Origin of the sequence: Pseudomonas sediminis (assembly GCF_002741105.1) — a bacterium.
Lineage (GTDB): Bacteria > Pseudomonadota > Gammaproteobacteria > Pseudomonadales > Pseudomonadaceae > Aquipseudomonas > Aquipseudomonas sediminis.
The window spans coordinates 176303-201439 of record NZ_NIQU01000003.1 but is presented as its reverse complement, the minus strand read 5'-3'; the positions used below and the strand labels follow the sequence as shown (position 1 = coordinate 201439).

Sequence of the window (25137 nt, the reverse complement as noted above, 5' to 3'; positions counted from 1 at the left end):
AAGACTTTCACCTCCGCAGTAGTGCGGGCGGCAATCTTACCGGAACGCAACACACTGTCAAACTCTAAGTCTTGGCAGGCAACCCTGCTCTGTTATGATCCAGAGCATTCGTATTTGAAAGCCTCGTACTACAGGAGCGTCGCCATGCAAGAGCGAGATTACGCACTCAACCATTCTCAGGTTGAGCAACAGGAAGTCAGCAGCGTTCTGCGCAACACCTATGGTCTGTTGGCTATCACCCTGGCCTTCAGCGGCCTGGTTGCCTTCATCTCGCAGCGCGCAAACGTTCCTTATCCGAACATTTTCGTCGTGCTGATTGGCTTCTACGGCCTGTTCTTCCTCACCGCCAAGCTGCGCAACTCTTCGTGGGGCCTGCTTTCCACCCTCGCGCTGACCGGCTTCATGGGTTACACTCTCGGCCCTATTCTGAACCGCTACCTCGGTACGGCGAACGGCGCTGAAATCATCAGCTCTGCCTTTACCATGACTGCGCTGGTGTTTTTCGGTCTGTCTGCCTACGTGCTGACCACTCGCAAGGACATGAGCTTCCTCAGCGGCTTCATCACTGCCGGTTTCTTCGTTCTGCTGGGCGCCATTGTTGCCAGCTTCTTCTTCCAGATTAGCGGCCTGCAACTGGCGATCAGCGCTGGCTTCGTGCTGTTCTCCTCGGCGTGCATCCTGTTCCAGACCAGCGCCATCATCCATGGCGGTGAGCGTAACTACATCATGGCCACCATCAGTCTGTACGTCTCGATCTACAACCTGTTCATCAGCCTGCTGCAGATCTTCGGCATCATGGGCGGCGACGACTGATAGCGTTGCGGCTCCCCGGAAGCCCGCTTCGGCGGGCTTTTTCTTGCGCGTCTGTTTCGTGATTCTTTGTTTGCCAGGCACCCTGGCCTTATCATTGGCCCAGTTTTGCCTCGTCGGACGCCCCATGAAGTTTGCCATCGCCCTGTTCGCCGCCCCCCACCAGCCCGCGTCGCGTCGCGCATTGCGCTTCGCCCAGGCGACATTGGCCGGCGGCCACGAAATCGTTCGCCTGTTCTTCTATCAGGACGGCGTGCACAGCGCCTCCAGCAACGTGGTCAGCCCACAGGACGAGCTGGATCTGCCCAGGGAATGGCGCGAATTCGTTACCGCCAACGGGCTCGACTCGGTGCTCTGCATCGCCGCTGCCCTGCGCCGTGGTGTACTCAACGCCGAAGAAGCGCAGCGCTACGCCAGGTCGGCTGCCAACCTGGAGGCACCATGGGAGCTGTCTGGCTTGGGCCAGTTGCATGAGGCCGCGCAACAGGCCGACCGCCTGGTCTGCTTCGGAGGTCAGTGAATGAGCAAGTCACTGTTGATCATCAGCCGCCAAGCTCCCTGGAGCGGCCCTGGAGCGCGTGAGGCACTGGATATCGCCCTGGCCGGCGGCGCCTTCGACCTGCCCATCGGCATGCTGTTTCTCGATGACGGCGTTTTTCAGCTCAGCGCTGGACAGCAACCCGGCCAGCTGCAGCAGAAAAATCTCGGCGCCAACCTGCAGGCGCTACCGATGTTCGGTGTCGAGGAGCTGTACGCCAGCCAGCGCAGCCTGAGCGAGCGCGGCCTTGGCGACAGCGAACTGAATCTGGCAGTACAGCGACTCGACGACAGCGAGCTGACTGCCCTTCTCGAACGCTACGATCAGGTGATCACCCTCTGATGGCCACCCTGCACATTCTCTCCCATTCGCCGTTCACCGATAGCCGCCTCGCCAGTTGCCTGCGCTTGCTGGGCGCAGGCGACGCCCTGCTGCTCACTGGCGATGCAGTCTATGCACTGCAACCCGGCACGACCAATCTGCAAGCGCTGCAGCTGATGCCTGCCAGTGTCGCGCTCTACGCCCTGGACGAAGACCTGGCCGCCCGCGCGCTACAGGCGCCCGAGCGCGCTCAGGTCGTCGACTATCCAGAGTTCGTCGAGCTGTGCACCCGCTACGCCAAGGTCAATAGCTGGCTATGAGCACGCTTAACGTCGGCGGACGTGACATTGCCCTGGACAAGGACGGCTACCTGATCGACCTGCAGGATTGGTCACGCCCCATAGCCGAGGCGCTAGCCGCAGCGGAAGAGTTGCAACTGAGTGACGATCACTGGGAAATTCTCGACCTGCTGCGCGCCTTCTACGCGGAGTTTCAGCTGTCGCCCGCCAACCGTCCGCTGATCAAGTACGCTGCTCTGAAGCTCGGTACGGATAAAGGCAACAGCCTGCACCTCAATCGCCTGTTCAAGGGCACCCCCGCCAAACTCGCCGCCAAACTCGCTGGCCTGCCGAAACCGACCAATTGCCTATGAACCTGATCACCCCCGCCGAACATCCCTTCGCCCAGTTCGTGCGTATTCTCGGCAAGGGCAAGCGCGGTGCGCGCAGCCTGACGCGCGAGGAGGCCCGCGAAGCCATGGGCCTGCTGCTCGATGGCAAGGTCGAGGACACCCAGCTCGGCGCCTTCCTGATGCTGCTGCGGCACAAGGAAGAAAGCGCCGAAGAGCTCGCCGGTTTCACCGAAGCCATCCGCCCACGGCTCGCCGCCCCGAACATTCAGGTCGACCTGGACTGGCCCAGCTATGCCGGCAAGAAACGTCATCTGCCGTGGTACCTGCTGGCGGCCAAGGCCCTCGCTGCCAGTGGCGTACGCATCTTCATGCATGGCGGTGGTGCGCATACCGCAGGGCGCATGTATACCGAACAACTGCTGGAACAACTGGACATCCCCTACTGCCAGGACTGGCAAGCAGTGGAGGCGGCGCTCGACCAACACAGCCTGGCCTACAGCTACCTGGGCGACTGGATGCCGGCGCTTCAGCGCATGATCGATCTGCGCAACACCCTGGGCCTGCGCTCGCCTATCCATTCCCTGGCGCGAGTGATCAACCCGCTCGCTGCCCGCTGTGGACTGCAGAGCATCTTCCATCCCGGTTACCAGGCCGTGCATCGCGAGGCCAGTAGACTGCTGGGTGATCACGCCATCGTGATCAAGGGCGAAGGCGGCGAGATCGAGGTCAACCCGGACGGCGCCTGCCACCTATACGGCACGCTTGGTGGTGAGGACTGGGATGAAGAATGGCCCGCGCTATCGCCACAGCGCCATGTCAAACCCGAGCGACTCGACCCGGCCGTGCTAGGCGCCTTCTGGCGCGGCGAGCACGATGACGCTTACGGTCGCCTGGCGGTCATCGCCACCATGGCCGTCGCATTGCGCGGGTTGGGCCTGGATCGTGAAGCGGCATTCCTGCAGGCCCAGCAGCGCTGGGACGCACGGTTTCAATCTAATCAGTCGATTGCTTAAGCCAGCTTTTTCCACCTTTCAATCGAGTTCATCACGTTAGACTCCAGATTCATTCAAAACGGAGGCACACGTTATGGGCTTGTTGATCGACGGCCGCTGGCATGACCAATGGTACGACACCGGCGACAGTGGCCGCTTCCAGCGCGAAAGCGCACAACGCCGCAACTGGGTAACCGCCGACGGTAGCGCAGGGCCGAGCGGCAGCGGCGGCTTCAAGGCCGAGGCCGGGCGTTATCACCTCTATGTGTCGCTGGCCTGCCCCTGGGCTCATCGCACCCTGATCCTGCGCAAGCTCAAAGGCCTCGAATCGCTGATCGATGTCTCCGTGGTGAGCTGGTTGATGCGCGAACAGGGCTGGTCCTTCGACCGCGAGTTCGGCTCCAGCGGCGACCACCTCGATAACCTGGGCTACATGCATCAGCGCTACACCTCCGACGACAGTCATTACACCGGCCGCGTTACCGTACCCGTGCTGTGGGACAAGCAGACCGGCGGCATCGTCAGTAACGAGTCGGCTGAAATTATCCGCATGTTCAACAGCGCGTTCGACGGCCTGACCGGCAACGGCCTGGACTTCTACCCCGAACCGCTACGTGAGCGCATTGACCAGCTCAACGAGCGCATCTACCCGGCCGTGAACAACGGCGTTTACCGCGCAGGCTTCGCCACCACGCAGGAAGCCTACGAAGAGGCCTTCGACGAACTGTTCGCCATGCTCGACGAGCTGGAAGCACTGCTGGGCGAAAACCGCTACCTGGCAGGCGAATACCTGACCGAGGCGGACATTCGCCTGTTCACCACGCTGATTCGCTTCGATGCTGTCTATCACGGTCATTTCAAGTGCAACCTGCGACGCATCGAGGACTACCCGAACCTGTCCAACTGGCTACGCGAGCTGTACCAGTGGCCAGGCATCGCCGAGACGGTGGACTTCACCCACATCAAGTCGCACTACTACGCCAGCCACGCCACCATCAACCCGACTGGCGTGATACCCAAAGGGCCGCAGCAAGATTTCACTCGCGCACATGACCGCCAGCGTCTGCCGGGCAAAGGTGTGTTCCAGCGTTAGAAACGCGATGACTGGTGACTGAAGCCTCGACAACGAGGCTTCAGTGCTGGGCGTCAGATGCTGTTCTGAGCGCCTTCGAACCAAGCGAGCTTGTCACGCAGAGTGACCACTTCCCCAACTATCACCAGCGTGGGGGCGTGTACTTCGTGTTCGGCGACAAGCTCCGGCAGGGTTTCCAATGTGCCAGTGAAGACTCGCTGATTCTGCGTGGTGCCCTGCTGCACCAATGCCGCAGGCGTGGCGCCCGAACGGCCGTGCGCAATCAATTGTTCGCAGATACCCGGCAGGCCGACCAAGCCCATGTAGAACACCAGGGTTTGCCCCGGCGCGACCAGGTCCTGCCACGGCAAGTTGCTGCTGCCATCCTTGAGATGCCCGGTGACGAAACGAACCGACTGCGCATGGTCGCGATGGGTCAGCGGGATGCCGGCATAGGCCGCGCAACCGGACGCAGCGGTGATACCCGGCACGACCTGGAAGGGAATATCTTCCGCCGCCAGTTGCTCGATCTCCTCACCACCACGACCGAAGATGAACGGATCACCGCCTTTCAGGCGCAGCACACGCTTGCCCTGACGGGCCAGATCGATCAGCAACTGGTTGATCTGCTCCTGCGGCACCGCATGATCGGCGCGGCGCTTGCCGACGTAGATGCGCTCGGCATCGCGCCGGCACAGCTCGATGATGGCGGGAGCCACCAGGCGGTCGTAGAGCACCACATCGGCTTGCTGCATCAGGCGCAGGGCGCGAAAGGTCAGCAGATCGGGATCGCCCGGCCCAGCACCGACCAGATAGACCTCGCCCAGCGCACGTGGCGCTGCACCGGCCAGACGCTCCTCCAGCAGGCGCTCGGCCTCCTCCGGCTTGCCGGCAAACACGCTCTCGGCGATCTGCCCTTGAAACACGTCCTCCCAGAACACGCGGCGCTGTTGCACATCGGGGAACAGCTGCTTGACCTGCTCACGGAAGCGCTTGCCCAGGTTGGCCAACTGGCCGTAGGTGGCCGGAATCCAGGTCTCGATCTTGGCGCGGATCAGCCGCGCCAGCACCGGCGCATCGCCGCCACTGCTGACCGCGACGATCAGCGGCGAGCGATCGACGATGGCGGGAAAGATCACGCTGCACAGCGCCGGCGCATCCACCACGTTGACGGGAATACCCAGTGCCTGGGCGTCGGCTGAAATCTGCGCATTTAGCGGCACGTCATCGGTGGCAGCGATGACCAGGGCAACGCCCTGCAGATCACTGCTCACATAGCCGCGCAGGAAGATGCCGTCAGCGCCGGCCAGCGCCTGCAACTCACTGCGGATCTCCGGGGCGACCACGCGCAGCCGAGCACCGGCGTCGCTCAACAGGCGCGCCTTGCGCAGCGCAACCTCACCACCGCCGATCACCAGTACGGGGCGATCCTGCAGCTTGTGGAACAGCGGAAGGAATTGCATCAGATCAGCCTCATCAGAGGTCGGTCGTAGGGTGCGCTGCGCGCACCAATCTACGGTGTAAGGCCCTGGTGCGCATGGCGCACCCTACCTCCGTTGAAACGGGGCAGCTGCTAACGCCCCGTTTTTTGCGTCGTGATGGCCTATCAGCCGATCACTTCGATGCCGCCCATATAGGGCTTCAGCACCTCGGGAACACGAATGCTGCCATCGGCCTGCTGATAATTCTCCAGCACTGCCACCAGGGTGCGACCGACCGCCAGGCCAGAGCCATTGAGCGTGTGCAGCAGCTCCGGCTTGTTGGTTTCCGGGTTGCGGTAGCGCGCCTGCATGCGGCGTGCCTGGAAGTCGCCGCAGTTGGAGCAGGAAGAAATCTCGCGGTACTTGTCCTGGCTCGGCACCCAGACTTCCAGGTCGTAGGTTTTCACCGCGGAGAAGCCCATGTCACCCGTGCACAGGGCCAGCTTGCGATACGGCAGCTCAAGCAACTGCAGCACGCGCTCGGCATTGGCGGTCATGCCCTCCAGGGCCTCGAAGGACTTGGACGGCTCGACGATCTGCACCATCTCGACCTTGTCGAACTGATGCTGGCGAATCATGCCACGGGTATCACGCCCGGATGCGCCCGCCTCACTGCGGAAGCACGGCGTGTGGGCGACGAATTTCAGCGGCAGCTGTTTGGCATCGAGAATTTCGCCCGCGACGATATTGGTCAGCGACACTTCGGCAGTCGGGATCAGGTACAGGTCGGCCTGATCTTCACGGGCGATCTTGAACAGGTCTTCCTCGAACTTCGGCAGCTGACCAGTGCCCTGCAGCGCCGGAGCCTGCACCAGGTACGGTGTGTAAGCCTCTTCATAACCGTGCTCGCCGGTGTGCAGATTGATCATGAACTGCGCCAGGGCGCGATGCAGGCGCGCAATGGGGCCGCGCAGCAAGGCGAAACGCGCGCCGGAGAGCTTGGCAGCGGTCTCGAAGTCCAGCCAGCCGTGCTGCTCGCCGAGGGCGACGTGATCCTTGATCTCGAAATCGAAGCTACGCGGCGTACCCCAGCGTGCCACCTCGACGTTGCCGTCTTCATCGGCGCCCACCGGCACGGACTCGTGCGGCAGGTTGGGGATGTTCAGCAGCAGGTTGTCCAGCTCGCTCTGGATAGCGTCCAGCTCACGCTTGCCGGCTTCCAGGTCGTTGCCCATCTGGTCGACTTCCGCCAGCAGCGGCGCGATATCTTCGCCGCGGGCCTTGGCCTGACCGATGGACTTGGAACGGCTGTTGCGCTCGGCCTGCAGTTGCTCGGTGCGTACTTGCACCGACTTGCGCTGACTCTCCAGGGCCTCGAAGCGGGCGACGTCGAGGGCGAAGCCACGAGTGGCGAGGCGCTCGGCGATTTCGGTGAGTTGCGTGCGGACAAGTTTGGAATCGAGCATGTTCAGGTCTCAATACATCGACGAAAAAAGGTTGCGGCCACCAGCGTGACGCGGGTTGCAGAGTGTAAAGCTTTAGCGGGTCAGGATGCCAATCGAGCCAGGCTCAGACCGGCCCAGGCGGCCAGCAGACCGCCAATGATACTGAATGCCAGGTAACCGAAGGCCTCGGGCGCGCGACCGCCCTCCATCAGTTTCATGATTTCCAGGCTGAAAGACGAAAAAGTGGTGAAGCCACCCAGAACGCCAGTAATCAGTCCGGTACGCAGCTCCAGCGGCAGATCGGTACGGGTCAGGAACAAGCCTGAAAGCAGACCAATCAGCAGACAGCCGACGACGTTTACCGCAAAGGTACCCAGGTAGAAATGCCGGGGCCAGTTGCCCGCCACCCAACTGGCAACCAGAAAGCGCATGACCGAGCCAGCCGCGCCCCCTACAGCGACGGCAAGTGCTACACGAATCATCATTTTCTCCTCTGCCTCGGACTATTGGCGTCCTGACTGCGCAGATGTTGCAGCTTGTCGCGAATCTTCAACTCCAGGCCGCGTGGCACCGGGTCGTAATACTGGCGTGGCTGCAGATTTTCAGGGAAGTAATCCTCGCCCGCCGCGTAGGCATCGGGCTCGTCATGAGCGTAGCGGTATTCATCGCCGTAGCCGAGTTGCTTCATCAGCTTGGTGGGCGCATTGCGCAGGTGCAGCGGCACCTCCTGCGAGCCCTGCTCGGCGGCATCACGCATGGCCGCCTTGAAAGCCGTATAGACCGCATTGCTTTTTGGCGCACAGGCCAGATAAACGATGGCCTGGGCCACGGCCAGCTCGCCTTCCGGGCTGCCCAGGCGCTCCTGCACATCCCAGGCATTGAGGCACAGGGTCAGCGCGCGCGGGTCGGCGTTGCCGATATCCTCACTGGCCATGCGCACCACGCGACGGGCGATGTACAGCGGGTCGCAGCCGCCGTCGAGCATACGCGCGTACCAGTACAGCGCACCGTCCGGGCTGGAGCCACGCACTGACTTGTGCAGCGCTGAAATCTGGTCGTAGAAGGCTTCGCCGCCCTTGTCGAAACGGCGCCGGCTGTCGCCCAGCAGGTTCTGCAGCAGTTCGACGCCGATCTCGCCGTCGTCTTCCGCCAGATCGGCAGCATTCTCGAGAAAGTTGAGCAGGCGACGGCCATCGCCATCGGCAGCGGCCAGAAGAATCTGAAAGGCCTCGTCCGGCAGGCTAAGATGGCGATCACCCAAGCCTTTGGGGTCGCTCAGCGCACGATTGACCAGCTTGCGCATCGCCGCCTCGTCGAGGCTCTTGAGCACATAGACGCGTGCACGCGACAGCAGCGCATTGTTCAGCTCGAACGAGGGATTCTCGGTGGTGGCACCGATAAAGATCAGCGTGCCGTCTTCCACATAGGGCAGGAACGCATCCTGCTGGCTCTTGTTGAAGCGGTGCACTTCGTCGACGAAGAGGATGGTACGACGGCCGTACTGCGCCGCATGCTGCTGAGCCACCTCGACGGCCTGGCGGATCTCCTTGACCCCGGACAGCACCGCGGAGATGGTCTCGAAATGGGCGTCGGTGACCTTGGCCAGCAGGCGCGCCAGGGTGGTTTTGCCCACCCCTGGCGGCCCCCAGAAGATCATCGAGTGCAAAGCGCCCTGCTCCAGCGCCTCACGCAGCGGTTTGCCCGGCGCCAGCACATGCTCCTGCCCGACGTATTCGTCCAGGCTGGTTGCACGCAAACGCGCAGCCAGGGGCTGCGCGACGGGTTGGCGGCCGAACAGATCCACGCCTTACTCCTGGATGATGTCCACGCCTTGCGGGATGTCGAAGGTGAACTGGCCGTTATCGACCGGCTCGTTCATCTTCACATTGAGGAACAGGATGTTGGTGCGCTGGCCGATGCTGTCGATCAACTGCATGTCGTTGAGCACACGATTACGGAACGACAGGCGCAGGCTGTCGAACAGGCTGTCCTTGGCCTTGGGCTTGAGAATGAAGTCGACCACACTGCCGCCTTCCTTGTAGTCGATCTCGAAGTTCTCGCGAATCTGCGACACATCACCGGACAGCAACAGTGCCGGGGTGTGAGTCAGGCGCTGATCAAGGGTCTGAATGGTGACCTGCTCCAGATCCGGGTCATACAGCCAGACTTTTTCGCCGTTGGACACCAGCAGTTGCTCCATCGGCTGGTCGGTGTGCCAGCGGAACATACCCGGACGCTTGAGCAGCATTTCCCCGGCGGTTTCCTGCAACTGGGTGCCGCTGGCGTCGAGGGTCAGTTGAGAAAAGCGCGCACTGATGGTCTGCGCCTGGCTGAGCAGGTCGCTCAGGCGCTTGGTGGCGGCCTCTTCATCAGCCTGTGCAGTCAGCAGGGTAAAGCTCAGAGCAGCCAGCATCAGCAGGCGAATAACACGCATATAAACCCCTTGAGTCCGTATGAGAATGGCGAGGCGACTCCGCACCTCGCATTGCTCGGCAGCGCTTGGCTACCGTGAAGTCTTGTAGACCGCTAATTCAGTGGTTTGTCCGCGAGACGCAACACTCAGTCACGAGATGAACCGGGCGCGAGCACCTCGCGTGATCCGTTGGTATTCATCGAGCTGACCACGCCGGCCATCTCCATCGCCTCGATCATTCGCGCGGCGCGGTTGTAGCCGATCTTCAGCTTGCGCTGCACCGCGGAAATCGACGCGCGGCGGCTTTCCAGAACGAAGTTGACGGCTTCGTCGTACAGCGGATCTTCCTCGCTGCCCTCGCCACCTTCACCACCGCTGCTGCCCTCGAAGCCGCTGCCACCCTCTTCGGCACCGGCGAGGATGTCTTCGTTGTAATCCGGCGCGCCACGCAGCTTCCAGGCCTCGACCACGCGATGCACTTCATCGTCAGAGACGAAGGCACCGTGAACACGAATAGGCAAGCTGGTGCCAGGCGGCATGTAGAGCATGTCACCGTGACCCAACAGCTGCTCGGCGCCACCCTGGTCTATGATGGTGCGCGAATCGATCTTGCTGGAGACCTGGAACGCCATACGAGTCGGGATATTGGCCTTGATCAGACCGGTGATCACATCCACCGAGGGGCGCTGCGTGGCGAGGATCAGGTGAATACCGGCAGCACGTGCCTTCTGAGCGATACGCGCGATCAGCTCTTCTACCTTCTTGCCGACGATCATCATCATGTCGGCGAATTCGTCGACCACCACGACGATGGTCGGCAGCGGTTTGAGCAGCGGCGCTTCGTCTTCCATGCTTTCGCGGCGATACAGCGGATCGGACAGCGGCTCGCCAGCCTCGATGGCATCCTTGACCTTGCGGTTGAAGCCCGCCAGGTTGCGCACGCCCATTTTCGACATCAGCTTGTAGCGGCGTTCCATCTCGGCAACGCTCCAACGCAGGGCGTTGGCCGCCTCCTTCATGTCGGTGACGACCGGGCAAAGCAGGTGCGGAATACCCTCGTAGATCGACAACTCGAGCATTTTCGGGTCGATCATGATCAGCTTGGCGTCTTCCGGGCTGGACTTGAACAGGATCGACAGAATCATCGCATTCACGCCCACCGACTTACCGGAGCCGGTGGTACCGGCCACCAGCAGGTGCGGCATCTTGGCCAGATCGGTAATCACCGGTTTGCCGCCGATGTCGTGCCCCAGCGCCAGAGTGACCGGCGACTTGGCGTCATCGTATTCGGGCGTCGAAAGCACCTCGGAGAAACGCACGATCTGACGGTTCTCGTTGGGGATCTCGATACCAACGGTGGTCTTGCCGGGAATGACTTCCACCACCCGCACGCTGGTCACGGCCAGCGAACGCGCCAGGTCCTTGGCAAGGTTGGCGATGCGACTGACCTTGACCCCGGCAGCCGGCTGGATTTCGTAGCGGGTGATCACCGGGCCCGGATGGATCGAATCCACCGCGACCTCGACACCGAACTCCTTGAGCTTGATTTCCAGCAGATGGCCAACGCCCTTGAGCGATTCCGGCGAGTACTCGACCTTCTTGGCTTCCGCCGGGTCGAGCAGGGAGATCGGCGGCAAGGTGCCCTCCACCGCGCTGTCAACAAACAACGGCGCCTGTTTTTCCTTCTGCACACGCTTGCTCGGCTCAGGCGCCTTGACCACCGGAGGCGTGGCAATGACGGGAGCAGGACGTTTCTCGCGCTCGCTCATATGCTTGCTCAGCGACTCCTCGCGCTCGAGCAGGCGCTCCTTGACCTTGGCTTGCTCGCGGCGGTCCGACACCACCGGCGCAGCCACCTCGGTGACCCGCTCGTCCAGCTCGCGCAGCTGAATCTTCATCTGCTTGCGCTCGCTACGAGCATTCCACCAGCCGGTGATGGCGCCGTGAATCAGCTCGATCAGGTCGAGGGTGATCTTGCCGGTCAGATCCATCACACGGAACCAGGACAGATCGGTGAACACGGTCAAACCGAACAGGAACAGCGCCAGGAATATCAACGTGCTGCCCTGCACGTTCAGCGCATGCACGGCCAGATCGCCCAGACTGGCACCGAGCATACCGCCACCAGAGCCCTGCATGCCGGCGGCCGCAGCGAAATGAATGTCACCCAGCGCAGCGCCGGAAAGAATCAGGAAGACCAGACCAATGCTGTGCCAGGAAAACAGCCAGCCGTTCCAGTGCCAAGGTTGATTGCGCGCGCGGAACACCTGCCAGGTCTTGGCTGCCAGCAGGAGTGGGAAGATATAGGCGAAGTAACCCAGTGCGCCGAACAGCGCGCTGGAGAGCCAGGCGCCAATACTGCCGCCGGCGTTGATGACGCGCTCGACCTGCACACTGTTGTCCCACGCCGGATCAGCGGCGTTATAGGTCAACAGTGCCATCAGCAGGTACAGGCACATCGCGCCCAGGGCGATCAATGCGCCTTCCTTCAGTCGATACTGAAGCTTCTGACGCCAGTCGATAATCTGGGTGGTGGAATTCTTCAAAACAGCCATTTCCTGCGCCCTTGGCGCGTCCATCTGATGGTTAACCGCAGAAGCGGCCTATTGTAGGGCCAGCCTGACGCCGAGGCCAATTGCCAAGCTCCCGCACCCACCCCGCTTCGGTGTAGCATAGCCGCCAGCAGCTTCCATGCGGCTCAATTGGAGCACGCATTCTCTTTTGTGACAAAGGCTTATGGGGTTTTTTTATGAGCGAAGTCAAGCATTCCCGCCTGATCATCCTGGGTTCCGGCCCTGCCGGTTACAGCGCCGCCGTTTATGCCGCGCGCGCCAACCTCAAGCCCGTGGTCATCACCGGCATCCAGCCTGGCGGTCAGCTCACCACCACCACCGAAGTGGACAACTGGCCGGGTGACGTCGAAGGCCTCACCGGCCCGGCGCTGATGGAACGCATGCAAAAGCACGCCGAGCGTTTCGACACCGAGATCGTTTACGACCACATCCACACCGCCGAGTTGCAGAGCCGCCCCTTCGTGCTCAAGGGTGACAGCGGCACCTACAGCTGTGATGCACTGATCATCGCCACCGGCGCCAGCGCCCAGTACCTTGGCCTGCCGTCGGAAGAAGCATTCGCCGGCAAGGGCGTTTCCGCCTGCGCGACCTGCGACGGTTTCTTCTACCGCAATCAGGTAGTTGCTGTGATCGGCGGCGGCAACACCGCCGTGGAAGAAGCGCTTTACCTGTCCAACATCGCCAAGGAAGTGCACCTGGTGCACCGCCGCGACAAACTGCGCTCGGAGAAGATCCTGCAGGACAAGCTGTTCGACAAGGTCGAGAACGGCAACATGCGCCTGCACTGGAACCACACCTTGGACGAAGTATTGGGCGACCAGACCGGCGTGACCGGCGTACGCCTGAAAAGCACCGCCGATGGCAGCAGCAAAGAACTGACACTGGCCGGCGTTTTCATCGCCATCGGCCACAAGCCCAATACCGAGCTGTTCGTCGGCCAGTTGGACATGCATGACGGCTACCTGAAGATCAAAGGCGGCAGCGAAGGCAATGCCACCGCCACCAGCATCGAGGGTGTATTCGCCGCTGGCGACGTGGCCGATCACGTCTACCGCCAGGCCATCACCTCGGCCGGCGCAGGCTGCATGGCAGCGCTGGATGTCGAGAAATTCCTCGACGGCAACTGATGGTACAAGGGCGAGCACCATCGCTCGCCCTCCCCTCCTCCGCTGGACAAGCGCACATGCTGACCTGGCTGCAACGTGACTCACTGAAGTTCCCGCCGCTGGCAAAAGCCATGCGCGAACCCAATGGCCTGCTCGCCGCTGGCGGCGACCTGAGTGCTGACCGACTGATCAGCGCCTACCGCCACGGCTGCTTCCCCTGGTTCGACGATGGCCAGCCGATCCTCTGGTGGTCACCTGATCCGCGCACGGTGCTGTTCCCCGAAGAGCTGCACGTTTCTCGCAGCCTGGCCAAGCTGCTGAGACAAAATCGCTACCGCGTCACCTTCGACCAGGATTTTGCGGCCGTGATAAAAGCTTGCGCCGAGCCACGCGCCTACGCCGATGGCACCTGGATCACTCGCGGCATGCAGGACGCCTACCTGCAACTGCATCAGCGCGGCATTGCCCACTCCGTGGAAGTCTGGAGCAAGGGTGAGCTGGTTGGCGGGCTCTACGGCCTGGCCATGGGCCAGCTGTTCTTCGGCGAATCCATGTTCAGCCGCGCCGACAACGCCTCCAAGATCGGTTTCGCCACCCTCGTCGGCAAGCTGCGCGCATGGGGCTTCGTACTCATCGACTGCCAGATGCCCACGCAGCACCTGCACAGCTTCGGCGCAAGAGCCATACCGCGCGCGACATTCGCCGAGTACTTGCAGCGCCACCTCGATCTGCCAACTGCAGCGGACTGGCTCGCCTAGTCGAGCGGCCAAGCCTGGCATACACTCTTAGTCAGGCTTTTGCGAGACGACGCCATGACCGAGCTGGCCCGCCTGAAGTTCTATGCCACTCAACCTCATCCATGCAGCTATCTGCCGGAAGAACAGGCCACCACCCTGTTTCTCGACCCCAGCCAGCCCATGGACGTGCAGGTCTATGCCGAGCTGTCGGAACTGGGTTTTCGTCGCAGCGGTGACCACCTCTATCGGCCCCACTGCCAGCAGTGCACAGCCTGCATCCCGGCACGCATCCCAGCCGCGCGCTTTACGGCAAATCGCCAGCAGCGGCGCATCATCAAGCGTAATCAAGACATTGTCGTTCGCTGCGTGCGCCCGGTATTCAGCGAAGAGTATTACGCGCTCTATGTACGCTACATCGAGCAGCGCCACGCCGATGGCGACATGTACCCGCCGAGCCGCGAGCAGTTTTCGACCTTTCTGATTCGCGATCTGCCATTTTCACGCTTCTATGAGTTCCGCCTGCAAGACAAACTGCTCGCCATCGCTGTCACCGACGTTCTGCCGAATGGCCTGTCGGCCGTCTACACCTTCTACGATCCGGCTGAAGAGCGCCGCAGCCTTGGCCGATTCGCCATCCTCTGGCAAATCGGCGAAACCTCGCGCCTGGGGCTGGAGGCCGTCTATCTCGGCTACTGGATCAAGAACTGCCGCAAGATGAACTACAAGACCCAGTACCGCCCCATCGAACTTTTCGTCAATCAGCGCTGGACGCTGCTTACCTAGCCGCTCTGCCAGCCATCCAAACGCTCGACGATCCAAGCCACTTGGCGCAGCCCCCTGTTTTCGGGCACAATGCACGCCGCTTTTGCCTGGCGCCAGTTGCACCGGGCCATTTCCTGGATACCGAGGGCTTTACTGCATGTCGAAAGAAGACAGCTTCGAAATGGAAGGCACTGTCGTCGACACCCTGCCCAACACCATGTTCCGCGTGGAGTTGGAAAACGGGCACGTCGTTACCGCGCACATCTCCGGCAAGATGCGCAAGAACTACATCCGCATTCTCACTGGTGACAAGGTGCGTGTTGAGCTGACACCTTATGACTTGAGCAAAGGCCGCATCACCTACCGCGCCCGTTAAGCCAAGCACCAAACGAAAACGCCCGGCTTATGCCGGGCGTTTTCGTTGGCTCAGCGAAAGCCACCAGGGCTTTCGCTGAGCGTAAGGCCATTCGATCAGGCGACCTCTGCCGCCGTCTCGAACTCGAAGCTAGGCTCGCCATCCTTGATGTCGACGTGCACCACGCCGCCATGCTCGGCCAGCTCGCCGAAGAGGATTTCCTCTGCCAGCGGACGCTTGATCTTGTCCTGGATCAAACGCGCCATCGGCCGCGCGCCCATCATCACATCGTAACCGCGCTCGGCCAGCCAGCTGCGCGCCGCATCGCTGACTTCCAGCGTGACACGCTTGTCTTCCAGCTGCGCCTGCAGTTCGGTGAGGAACTTGTCGACGATGCTCTTGATGGTCTCGTGGCTCAGGCGACCGAACTGGATGATGGTATCCAGGCGGTTGCGGAACTCCGGCGTGAAGCTCTTCTTGATGACTTCCATGGCATCGGTGGAATGATCCTGCTGAGTGAAACCGATCGAGGCACGCGAGGCGGTTTCCGCGCCGGCGTTGGTGGTCATGATCAGGATCACGTTGCGGAAATCCGCCTTGCGCCCGTTGTTGTCGGTCAGCGTGCCGTGGTCCATCACCTGCAGCAGCAGGTTGAAGACTTCCGGATGCGCCTTCTCGATCTCATCGAGCAGCAGCACGCAGTGCGGCTGCTTGGTGATCGCCTCGGTCAGCAGACCACCCTGGTCGAAACCGACATAACCGGGCGGCGCACCGATCAAACGCGACACGGTGTGGCGCTCCATGTACTCGGACATGTCGAAACGCACCAGCTCGATGCCCATGGCCTTGGCCAGCTGCCGCGCGGCTTCTGTCTTGCCCACGCCCGTGGGACCGGCGAACAGGAAGGAGCCGACCGGCTTGTCCGGCGCCTTGAGACCGGCCCGCGACAGCTTGATGGCGGTCGAGAGCGAATCGATAGCGGCATCCTGACCGAAAACGGTGAGTTTCAGATCACGCTCCAAATTACGCAGCAGCTCCTTGTCGGAGCTCGATACGTGTTTTGGTGGAATCCGCGCGATCTTGGCCACGATGTCTTCGACCTGGGCGACTTCGATGCGCGACACCCGCTTGTCTTCCGGCTGCAGGCGCTGGTAGGCACCCGCCTCGTCGATCACGTCGATGGCCTTGTCCGGCATGTGCCGGTCATTGATGTAGCGCGCAGCTAGCTCGGCCGCTGCACGCAGGGCCTCGTCGCTGTACTCGATGTGGTGATGCTGCTCGAAGCGTGCCTTGAGCCCCTTGAGAATACCGACGGTGTCCTCTACCGAAGGCTCGACCACGTCGACCTTCTGGAAGCGTCGCGCCAGCGCGCGGTCCTTCTCGAAGATGCCGCGAAATTCCTGGAAGGTGGTGGAACCGATGCAGCGAATCTCACCCGACGACAGCACTGGCTTAAGCAGGTTGGACGCATCCATGACCCCGCCCGACGCCGCGCCCGCACCGATGATGGTGTGGATCTCGTCGATGAAAAGGATGGCATGTGGACGCTTGCGCAGCTCATTGAGCAGCGCCTTGAAGCGCTTCTCGAAGTCGCCGCGATACTTGGTGCCGGCCAGCAGCGCACCGAGATCCAGCGAATACACCACGCTGTCGGCCAGCAGATCAGGTACCTGCTCGTCGACGATACGCTTGGCCAGACCTTCGGCGATGGCGGTCTTGCCGACACCGGCCTCGCCTACCAGCAGCGGGTTGTTCTTGCGCCGACGCGCGAGAATCTGCGCAACGCGCTCGACTTCATGCTCACGCCCCACCAACGGGTCGATACGCCCCTGGCGGGCCAGCTCATTGAGATTGCTGGCGTAGGCATCCAGTGGATTGCTGGAGGTAGAGGACTCGCCGCCCTCCTCATCCTGCATCTCCTGATCGTTCTCGTGGTGATCACCATGCCCCGGCACCTTGGAGATGCCATGGGCGATGTAGTTGACCACATCGATGCGGGCCACACTCTGCTGCTTGAGCAGGAACACGGCCTGGCTTTCCTGCTCGCTGAAGATCGCGACCAGCACGTTGGCGCCGGTCACTTCACGCTTGCCGGAACTCTGCACGTGGAAGACCGCGCGCTGCAGAACACGCTGGAAACCTAGCGTTGGCTGGGTTTCGCGGTCTTCATCGTGCTGAGGAATCAATGGCGTAGTGGAGTCAATGAACTCCTGCAAATCGTGGCGTAGCTTGTCGAGGTTGGCCCCACAGGCCCGCAGCACACTGGCGGCTGCCTCGTTGTCCAGCAAGGCGAGCAGCAGATGCTCGACCGTCATGAACTCATGACGCTTGGCACGAGCCTCCTTGAAAGCCAGATTGAGGGTGACTTCGAGCTCTCGATTCAACATAGCTTCACCTCATATCCAAGTGGCCGGCGTTAACCGTCCTTCTCTATTTCACAGAGTAGCGGATGCTGGCTCTCTCGCGCGTACTGGTTGACCTGCATTGCTTTGGTCTCCGCAATATCGCGGGTGTACACACCACATACCGCACGCCCTTCTGTATGGACGGCGAGCATGATCTTGGTTGCCAGCTCCCGGTTCATGCCGAAAAACGTTTCGAGCACTTCGACGACGAAATCCATCGGGGTGTAGTCGTCATTGAATAAGACCACCTTGTACATCGGTGGTGCCTGCAATGCTGGCTTGGATTCCTGAACAGCGATACCAGAGGAGTCATCCTCATGCTCTGCCGGGTGATCCTGATTGAATGTTAGTCGAATCTGGCTACTTGCATGCATGCTGAAATCAGAGGTTCAGGGCTGGGCGAACGGGGATGCTAGAGGGAGTTTGACTGAGTTCTCAGCCATCCGCCGTATAGCCTTGACTAACGGCAAAAGGGTGTTACAACAAATGAATACCCACTGGTGGGTATCAGGGATTCCACGCCTTCGCCCAGCCTGGTCGGTTATCGCGCGGAATGAAGTGGATGATACTCCAGAGATGGAGTCCTTTGCAGAGGGATATCAGCATGCTCAGCGGTAAGGTCAAGTGGTTCAACAACGCCAAAGGCTATGGATTCATCCTGGCCGACGGCCGAGATGAGGACCTGTTCGCCCACTACTCGGCCATCCAGATGGACGGTTACAAGACACTCAAGGCCGGCCAGCCGGTCCGCTTCGATATCGTGCAAGGCCCCAAAGGACTGCATGCGGTCAATATCAGCGCAGCCAGCGCCACTCAGGATGCCCCCGTGGCAGCCACCCAGACGCAGAGTATCGCGAGCACTGCCGAAGTCTGAGCATCCTGACCAACAGCTTCATCGAATACGAGCACATGGATGTGCTGAACACGAAAAGGCCGGTCATTTGACCGGCCTTTTTTTCACACCTTAATCAGCCTACATATGGCTGATCATCGCATCGCCGAACTCGGAGCACGACATCAGCTTCGCACCCTCCATCAGACGCTCGAAGTCATAGGTCACGGTCTTGGCAGCAATGGCGCCGTTGGTGCCCTTGATGATCAGATCGGCCGCCTCGGCCCAGCCCATGTGACGCAACATCATCTCGGCTGAGAGAATGACCGAGCCCGGATTGACCTTGTCCTGGCCGGCGTATTTCGGTGCCGTGCCGTGAGTCGCCTCGAACATCGCCACGGAGTCGGAAAGGTTGGCACCCGGCGCGATACCGATGCCACCGACTTCGGCCGCCAGGGCGTCGGACAGATAGTCGCCATTGAGGTTGAGCGTGGCGATCACGTCATATTCGGCCGGACGCAGCAGGATCTGTTGCAGCATGGCGTCGGCAATCACATCCTTGACCACGATATTCTTGCCGGTACGCGGGTTCTTGAACTGCATCCAAGGGCCGCCATCGAGCAACTCGGCACCGAATTCGTCACGTGCGATTTCGTAACCCCACTCTTTGAAGGCACCTTCGGTGAACTTCATGATGTTGCCTTTGTGCACCAGGGTTAACGAACTGCGATCGTTGTCCACGGCGTACTGCAGCGCCTTGCGCACAAGGCGCTTGGTGCCAGCTTCGGAAACCGGCTTGATGCCGATGCCACACATATCGGTGAAGCGGATCTTCTTGACGCCCATTTCCTCGGTGAGGAACTTGATGACCTTCTCGGCTTCGGGGCTGCCAGCTTTCCATTCGACGCCGGCGTAGATGTCCTCGGAGTTCTCGCGGAAGATCACCATGTCGACGTCACCCGGCTTCTTCACTGGGCTGGGCACGCCTTCGAACCAGCGCACCGGGCGCAGGCAGACATACAGATCGAGCTCCTGACGCAATGCCACGTTCAGTGAGCGGATGCCGCCACCAACTGGCGTGGTCAGCGGGCCTTTGATCGAAACCACGTAATCACGCACAGCCTCGAGGGTTTCTTTCGGCAGCCAGGTGTCCTGATCGTACACCTGAGTGGCCTTTTCGCCGGCATAAACTTCCATCCAGGAGATCTTGCGAGCGCCGCCGTAGGCTTTTTCGACGGCGGCGTCGACGACTTTGATCATCACCGGGGAAATATCGACGCCGATACCATCACCCTCGATGAAAGGGATGATCGGGTTGTTCGGAACAGTCAGCGACATATCGGCATTAACGGTGATTTTGTCACCGGTGGCTGGCACCTGGATCTTTTGGTATCCCATGCTGGACTCCATCTTGTGGTTAGGAGCCTGCCGAACTTGACACTGTTCTACTGCGGAAAAGCCGGATTGGTCATTTTCTCCGCTTTTTCTCGTCAAATAGCTGGCTATTCTTCTCGAAAACTCGAAAAAACTGCCTCAACCCGGACTTTCCCTCGCAACGAACGGCCAAGCCCGCAAGGCTCCGACAGTGTGCACTCCCGAGAGTAGCGCAAAGCGTCCGGTGAAACATATGTGCAAAGGTCTTATTCAACTGGGCATTCTGCGGCGAGGTGCCGCAGTGGTATACTGCTTAGGTGACTAACGAGTCATAAGGGGTGACCTGTCTGGAACCAGGCAGCAACCTCTTGAAACCGGTAAACGGCAACCACTGTCTGCCGGCTCGAACTGCTCGACACTCTACGGGTGCATCCAACATCACCGCGGCGAGTCCTCGACCCGGCCCCGCCACCATGGGGCTCAAGTGCCTACCGGCACAGGTCGAGTTTCTATGCGCGCTCAGCAAAGAAGAGAGTTAACCCTAAATGTCCACCCCTTCGAAGATCATCTACACCTTCACCGACGAAGCTCCGGCCCTTGCTACCTATTCGCTTCTGCCCATTGTAGAAGCCTTTGCCGCATCGGCTGACATCTCCGTTGAAACCCGCGACATCTCTCTTGCTGGACGGATCCTGGCAAGCTTTGCCGACCGCCTGGACGCCGACAAACGCATCGATGACGACCTGGCCAAACTGGCCGAGCTGACTCTGCAGGCCGATGCCAACATCATCAAGCTGCCGAACATCAGCGCCTCCGTACCTCAGCTCAAGGCCGCCATCGCCGAGCTGCAGGCTCAGGGCTACGGCATTCCCGATTTCCCGGAAGACCCGCAAAGCGAAGAAGACAAGGAAGTTCGCGCCCGCTACGCCAAGATCCTTGGCAGCGCCGTGAACCCGGTTCTGCGCGAAGGCAACTCCGACCGCCGCGCTCCGGCCGCGGTAAAAGCCTACGCGCGCAAACACCCGCACAGCATGGGCAAGTGGAGCATGGCTTCGCAGTCCCACGCCGACTACATGCGTGGCGGCGACTTCTTCTCCAGCGAGCAGTCGATCACCATGGCCAAGGCCGGTGACGTGCGCATCGAGTTCGTTGGCAAGGACGGCAAGGTCGAAGTGAAGAAACAGCTCGCCCTGCAAGAAGGCGAAGTGTTCGACAGCATGTTCATGAGCTGCCGCAAGCTGCGTGATTTCTTCGAGAAGACCCTGCAAGACTGCAAGAACACCGGCGTGATGTGGTCCCTGCACGTCAAGGCGACCATGATGAAGGTCTCCCACCCGATCGTCTTCGGCCACGCTGTCAGCGTTTACTACAAGGACGTGTTCGACAAGTACGGCGACCTGTTCAAGGAACTGGGCGTCAACCCGAACAACGGTATCAGCAGCGTCTACGACAAGATCAAGTCGCTGCCGGCCTCCCAGCAGGAAGAAATCCTGCATGACATCCACGAGGTTTATGCCCATCGCCCGGAAATGGCCATGGTCGACTCGGTCAAGGGCATTACCAACCTGCACATCCCGAGCGACGTCATCGTCGACGCCTCGATGCCGGCCATGATCCGCAACTCCGGTCAGATGTGGGGCAAGGACGGTAAGCAGAAAGACACCAAGGCCGTCATGCCTGAGAGCACCTACGCTCGCATCTATCAGGAAATGATCAACTTCTGCAAAACCAACGGTGCGTTCGACCCGACCACCATGGGTACCGTGCCGAACGTTGGCCTGATGGCGCAGAAAGCTGAAGAGTACGGCTCTCACGACAAGACCTTCGAAATGACTGCCGATGGCACCATGCGCGTCGTGGCAGCCGACGGCACCGTGCTGATGCAGCACCAGGTCGAAGCCGGCGACATCTGGCGCGCCTGCCAGACCAAAGACGCGCCGATCCGCGACTGGGTCAAGCTGGCCGTTACCCGCGCCCGCCAGTCCGACACCCCGGCCATCTTCTGGCTGGACCCGGAGCGCGCCCACGACCGCGAACTACAGAAGAAGGTCGAGCTGTACCTCAAGGATTACGACCTGACCGGCCTGGACATCCGCATGATGGGCTATAACGAAGCCATCCGCGTCTCCATGGAGCGCATGATTCGCGGCCAGGACACCATCTCGGTGACCGGCAACGTGCTGCGCGACTACCTGACCGACCTGTTCCCGATCATGGAACTGGGCACCTCGGCCAAGATGCTGTCCATCGTTCCGCTGATGGCTGGCGGCGGCATGTACGAAACCGGTGCCGGCGGCTCGGCACCCAAGCACGTACAGCAGTTGGTCGAAGAGAACTACCTGCGCTGGGATTCCCTGGGTGAGTTCCTGGCCCTGGCCGTGTCGCTGGAAGAAACCGGCATCAAGACCGACAACGCCAAGGCCAAGGTACTGGGCAAGACCCTGGATCAGGCCACCGGCAAGCTGCTGGACAACAACAAGTCCCCAGCGCGTAAGGTCGGCGAGATCGACAACCGTGGCAGCCACTTCTACCTGGCGCTGTACTGGGCGCAAGCCCTGGCCGAGCAAAATGACAATGCCGAGCTGAAAGCCCGCTTCGCCCCGCTGGCCAAGCAACTGACCGAGCAGGAAGCGACCATCGTTGGCGAGCTGGCAGCCGTACAAGGCAAGCCGGCCGAAATCGGTGGCTACTACCGCTCCAACCCCGAGCTGACCAGCAAGGTGATGCGCCCTAGCAGCACCTTCAATGCCGCTCTGGCTGCACTGAATGCCTGATAAGGTTTGAGTGTAAAAAGAACCCCGGCCTGGTGCCGGGGTTCTTTATTTATGGATACGGACATCTCTGTAGACGCGAGCTCTGCTCGCGAAAAACAGCTTCGCGAGCAGAGCTCGCTCCTACAAGAACTTCATCCAGCAAATAATTCCTGAGAGAGCGAAATGGACTGGCAACCCCATATCACCGTGGCAACGGTGATCGAAGACAATGGCCGCTTCCTCTTCGTCGAAGAGTTCAAGGCCGGCCGCATGGTGCTCAACCAACCGGCCGGGCACCTGGAGGCCGACGAATCACTAAGCGAAGCCGCACTGCGCGAGACGCTCGAAGAAACCGGCTGGGAGGTGGAGCTCACCGCCTTGCTCGGCATCTATCTCTATACCGCGCCGAGCAATGGTGTGACCTATCAGCGCGTCTGCTTCATTGCCCGTCCCGTGCGCCATGACCCGGAGCGCGAGCTGGACGCCGACATCAGCGGCATTACCTGGTTGACGCGCAACGAGTTGGCCGACCAGCCCGAGCGCTGGCGCAGCGAGCTGGTGATGCAATGCGTGGATGATTACCTGGCTGGCATCAGCGGACCGCTGGAGTTGCTGCGCTAACGCCAGAGGCACCGCTGAACCCGAGGTTGCCCCCCTACCTCAACAACGCCAGCATGGCCGGCACGCTCAACACCGCCGTGTAGTACCCCATGAACTGCACGCCGATGTTGAACCCCAGGAAGCGCCCAAGGAAGCCACCGAGCAAGCCGATGGTGACGACCACCAGCACCCCGAGCAGGCCGCCCTCCCAGATCCCCACGACCAGTGCCAGGCCGATGAAGGTGGAAATGACCGCTTCGTGACTGATCTTGCGAAACACGAAGGACGCAGCCCGATGGGCGAAGCTCATGGAAAAGGGATAGGCGATCAGGATGGCGACAACCACCGCCAACATGCCGTAACCGAAGAACTCCCAGTAGTTCAGCAGGTTGTGCAGGTTATTGACCTCGCCCGTCGCGCTGTCAACGGTAAACCGCGGCGGCGCATTGAACAGCGGCGCTGCCGGCCCGGCGGCTACCGGGCTGAGCGGCAGGCCGAAGGCGATAAGGGGGATCAGCGCTTCTGCAATGTAGGTCGACTCGGTGACACCATTACGCGCGGTGATCACCGTGGTCAGCCGCTCGTATGCCTGCTTGATACGGGCACCGATCACCTCCCCCATGATCACCGTCATGGCCACGGGGCTGAACACGAAAGTGGCGCTGGTCACACTGGCAGCCATCGCGGTCATGCGCCGCTGGCGCTTGTTGATCACCCGAAACGGATTAGGAAAGTAGCCTTTCCAGCCCTTCATGTCCGGAGCCAGGGAAAAGACGCGAAAGCCATCGCGACGCATCTTCTCGCGCTCGACTGGCGCCAGCAGCGAGAACAGCGAGGCGATCAGCGGCGCGACTGCGATACCGAGGAAATAGCTGACGGCGAGCTTGACGTCGTACTGAGCTGTCAGCGTCTGCAAGGCCACGATGACCAGCACGAACGGCAACAGCGCCAGCACCGACGCCCAACGACCCGCCGAGAAGTAAGCAATGGCAAAGGCAGCGCAGAGAAAAACCCAGGGCGCGAACTGCTTGATCACATCGCCGAACGGCGCCAGCAACACCGCGAACAGCACCGATAACGGAACTGCGATCAGCGCGGCCATCGCACCGCCGGTGATCATCTTGCGCAACGCCACGTGGGGCACGCCGAGTCGGCGCAAGTAGTTGGCGTCGCCGATGAGCGCCGTCGCCATGGTGTCACCGGGAATTCCCAGCAGTGCGGTAGGAACGGCGTGGGTCATATGCTTGGCCACCGCGCCAGCCAGAAAGAAGGTAAGAATGCCGGCTGGCGGCGCACCCAGCATCACCACCAACATGGTCAAAGGCGCCAGGGTCGTGGTTTCATCGGTTCCTGAAACCAGACCAATCGCGGAGAACAGCACCGCACCGAACAAACCAAGCGCCAGCGCCATCAGAATTTCGTAGAGCAACCCTTCCATTACGAACGCCCTCCGCTTGGCTGCAGGGACGCATCTACCCCAGCGTCAGCCGCTGACGGCGCAGTCTGCTCACGGAGCTCGGCATCACGAAATAGCTCGTAGAGCCCCAGATCGCGCAGCTCGGCGATTACCTCGGGCGAGGTTTCCTCAAGGCGACCGAGGCTGCCGTACTCCTTGAGCAGATCGTTGACCACCTGCTCACGAAACGCCGGGTCCGCGGCATGCTCGATCACATCGCGCTTGGGCTTGAACAAAAGAGCACTGATCGTACCGCCAGCCAGGCAACCCAGAATTCCAAATAGCATGGCGTAGGCCTTGGCCATCTGCGCCGAATCCAGGATGCCGGCAAGAATCCATAAAGCCAGCGCATAGGTACCGAGACTGACGACAGAGCTGACCAGGATGGCCAGCACCAGATGCCTGGAATCCACGGTATCGCCCCACACTTCATAGAGGTTGTTGGTGTCGCGCGTGACCTCGGCCGGCGTGGTGGCCGGCCTGGCAAGTTCTTGAGTCATGGTGTCCCTCGCCCTTGCGGGCTCTTGTTGTTATTGAGGAA

Annotated in this window: 25 protein-coding genes; 14 read left to right on the top strand and 11 right to left on the bottom strand. The window is 61.0% G+C overall.

Annotated elements, in window-relative coordinates:
• Positions 1-144: 144 nt before the first annotated feature.
• The 7 genes from CDO35_RS08970 to CDO35_RS08940 all read left to right on the top strand — a co-directional run bounded on the left by CDO35_RS08970 (position 145) and on the right by CDO35_RS08940 (position 4385).
• The gene (locus tag CDO35_RS08970) at positions 145-813 is read left to right on the top strand and encodes a Bax inhibitor-1/YccA family protein (protein WP_099523982.1); all 669 of its coding nucleotides are present in this window, start codon (positions 145-147) and stop codon (positions 811-813) included.
• Between the two features lie 124 nt (positions 814-937).
• Complete coding sequence (gene tusD / locus CDO35_RS08965; RefSeq protein WP_099523980.1) at positions 938-1330, top strand: sulfurtransferase complex subunit TusD; 393 nt, start codon at positions 938-940, stop codon at positions 1328-1330.
• Positions 1331-1690, top strand: coding sequence for a sulfurtransferase complex subunit TusC (tusC, locus tag CDO35_RS08960; protein WP_099523977.1), 360 nt, complete (start codon positions 1331-1333; stop codon positions 1688-1690). It abuts the gene before it with no gap.
• Positions 1690-1989: a sulfurtransferase complex subunit TusB gene (gene tusB, locus CDO35_RS08955; RefSeq protein WP_099523975.1), complete on the top strand. Its 300-nt coding sequence runs from the start codon at positions 1690-1692 to the stop codon at positions 1987-1989. Before tusC ends, tusB begins: the two co-directional genes overlap by 1 nt.
• The gene (locus tag CDO35_RS08950) at positions 1986-2321 is read left to right on the top strand and encodes a TusE/DsrC/DsvC family sulfur relay protein (RefSeq protein WP_099523972.1); all 336 of its coding nucleotides are present in this window, start codon (positions 1986-1988) and stop codon (positions 2319-2321) included. The genes tusB and CDO35_RS08950 overlap by 4 nt, the downstream gene beginning before the upstream one ends.
• Entirely contained in the window at positions 2318-3313 is a 996-nt protein-coding gene (locus CDO35_RS08945; protein WP_099523970.1) for a glycosyl transferase family protein, read from the top strand. The genes CDO35_RS08950 and CDO35_RS08945 overlap by 4 nt, the downstream gene beginning before the upstream one ends.
• 73 nt (positions 3314-3386) lie before the next feature.
• Positions 3387-4385, top strand: coding sequence for a glutathione S-transferase family protein (locus CDO35_RS08940; RefSeq protein ID WP_099523968.1), 999 nt, complete (start codon positions 3387-3389; stop codon positions 4383-4385).
• Positions 4386-4438: 53 nt separating this feature from the next.
• On the opposite strand, the gene cysG is transcribed toward CDO35_RS08940, so the two are convergent.
• From cysG to CDO35_RS08910, 6 genes are all read right to left on the bottom strand, one after another.
• On the bottom strand, positions 4439-5827 hold the full coding sequence (gene cysG / locus CDO35_RS08935; RefSeq protein ID WP_099523966.1) for a siroheme synthase CysG: 1389 nt from the start codon (positions 5825-5827) through the stop codon (positions 4439-4441).
• 143 nt (positions 5828-5970) lie between these two features.
• Positions 5971-7251 (bottom strand): serine--tRNA ligase, encoded by a 1281-nt coding sequence (serS, locus tag CDO35_RS08930; RefSeq protein WP_099523964.1) that lies wholly within the window; start codon positions 7249-7251, stop codon positions 5971-5973.
• 80 nt (positions 7252-7331) lie between these two features.
• A complete protein-coding gene (gene crcB / locus CDO35_RS08925) occupies positions 7332-7712 on the bottom strand; it encodes a fluoride efflux transporter CrcB (protein ID WP_099523962.1) in 381 nt (126 codons plus the stop codon).
• Positions 7712-9034: a replication-associated recombination protein A gene (locus tag CDO35_RS08920; RefSeq protein WP_099523960.1), complete on the bottom strand. Its 1323-nt coding sequence runs from the start codon at positions 9032-9034 to the stop codon at positions 7712-7714. Before CDO35_RS08920 ends, crcB begins: the two co-directional genes overlap by 1 nt.
• A 3-nt stretch (positions 9035-9037) precedes the next feature.
• Entirely contained in the window at positions 9038-9664 is a 627-nt protein-coding gene (gene lolA, locus CDO35_RS08915) for an outer membrane lipoprotein periplasmic chaperone LolA (protein WP_099523958.1), read from the bottom strand.
• 125 nt (positions 9665-9789) lie between these two features.
• Complete coding sequence (locus CDO35_RS08910; RefSeq protein ID WP_425048533.1) at positions 9790-12198, bottom strand: DNA translocase FtsK; 2409 nt, start codon at positions 12196-12198, stop codon at positions 9790-9792.
• A gap of 194 nt (positions 12199-12392) precedes the next feature.
• Between CDO35_RS08910 and trxB the strand changes: the two genes are divergently transcribed.
• The 4 genes from trxB to infA all read left to right on the top strand — a co-directional run bounded on the left by trxB (position 12393) and on the right by infA (position 15197).
• Positions 12393-13343, top strand: a complete 951-nt coding sequence (gene trxB / locus CDO35_RS08905; RefSeq protein ID WP_099523954.1) for a thioredoxin-disulfide reductase — start codon at positions 12393-12395, stop codon at positions 13341-13343.
• Positions 13344-13399: 56 nt separating this feature from the next.
• Entirely contained in the window at positions 13400-14080 is a 681-nt protein-coding gene (gene aat / locus CDO35_RS08900; protein WP_099523952.1) for a leucyl/phenylalanyl-tRNA--protein transferase, read from the top strand.
• Between the two features lie 54 nt (positions 14081-14134).
• Positions 14135-14842, top strand: a complete 708-nt coding sequence (locus CDO35_RS08895; RefSeq protein ID WP_099523950.1) for an arginyltransferase — start codon at positions 14135-14137, stop codon at positions 14840-14842.
• 136 nt (positions 14843-14978) lie between these two features.
• The gene (gene infA, locus CDO35_RS08890; protein ID WP_002553999.1) at positions 14979-15197 is read left to right on the top strand and encodes a translation initiation factor IF-1; all 219 of its coding nucleotides are present in this window, start codon (positions 14979-14981) and stop codon (positions 15195-15197) included.
• A gap of 95 nt (positions 15198-15292) precedes the next feature.
• On the opposite strand, the gene clpA is transcribed toward infA, so the two are convergent.
• Both clpA and clpS read right to left on the bottom strand, forming a co-directional pair.
• Positions 15293-17563 (bottom strand): ATP-dependent Clp protease ATP-binding subunit ClpA, encoded by a 2271-nt coding sequence (gene clpA, locus CDO35_RS08885; protein ID WP_099523948.1) that lies wholly within the window; start codon positions 17561-17563, stop codon positions 15293-15295.
• A gap of 29 nt (positions 17564-17592) precedes the next feature.
• Complete coding sequence (gene clpS, locus CDO35_RS08880; RefSeq protein WP_003460431.1) at positions 17593-17955, bottom strand: ATP-dependent Clp protease adapter ClpS; 363 nt, start codon at positions 17953-17955, stop codon at positions 17593-17595.
• A 230-nt stretch (positions 17956-18185) separates the two neighbouring features.
• Between clpS and cspD the strand changes: the two genes are divergently transcribed.
• Positions 18186-18455, top strand: coding sequence for a cold shock domain-containing protein CspD (gene cspD, locus CDO35_RS08875; RefSeq protein WP_099523945.1), 270 nt, complete (start codon positions 18186-18188; stop codon positions 18453-18455).
• A gap of 99 nt (positions 18456-18554) precedes the next feature.
• Here the strand turns inward: cspD and icd are convergent, their stop codons facing one another.
• On the bottom strand, positions 18555-19811 hold the full coding sequence (gene icd / locus CDO35_RS08870) for an NADP-dependent isocitrate dehydrogenase (protein ID WP_099523942.1): 1257 nt from the start codon (positions 19809-19811) through the stop codon (positions 18555-18557).
• Positions 19812-20332: 521 nt separating this feature from the next.
• Between icd and CDO35_RS08865 the strand changes: the two genes are divergently transcribed.
• Both CDO35_RS08865 and CDO35_RS08860 read left to right on the top strand, forming a co-directional pair.
• Positions 20333-22561: an NADP-dependent isocitrate dehydrogenase gene (locus tag CDO35_RS08865; protein WP_099523941.1), complete on the top strand. Its 2229-nt coding sequence runs from the start codon at positions 20333-20335 to the stop codon at positions 22559-22561.
• Between the two features lie 162 nt (positions 22562-22723).
• Entirely contained in the window at positions 22724-23161 is a 438-nt protein-coding gene (locus CDO35_RS08860) for an NUDIX hydrolase (protein ID WP_099523940.1), read from the top strand.
• A 34-nt stretch (positions 23162-23195) separates the two neighbouring features.
• Here the strand turns inward: CDO35_RS08860 and CDO35_RS08855 are convergent, their stop codons facing one another.
• Positions 23196-24578, bottom strand: a complete 1383-nt coding sequence (locus CDO35_RS08855) for a tripartite tricarboxylate transporter permease (protein ID WP_099523938.1) — start codon at positions 24576-24578, stop codon at positions 23196-23198.
• Entirely contained in the window at positions 24578-25096 is a 519-nt protein-coding gene (locus CDO35_RS08850; RefSeq protein ID WP_099523936.1) for a hypothetical protein, read from the bottom strand. Before CDO35_RS08850 ends, CDO35_RS08855 begins: the two co-directional genes overlap by 1 nt.
• Between the last annotated feature and the right edge of the window lie 41 nt (positions 25097-25137).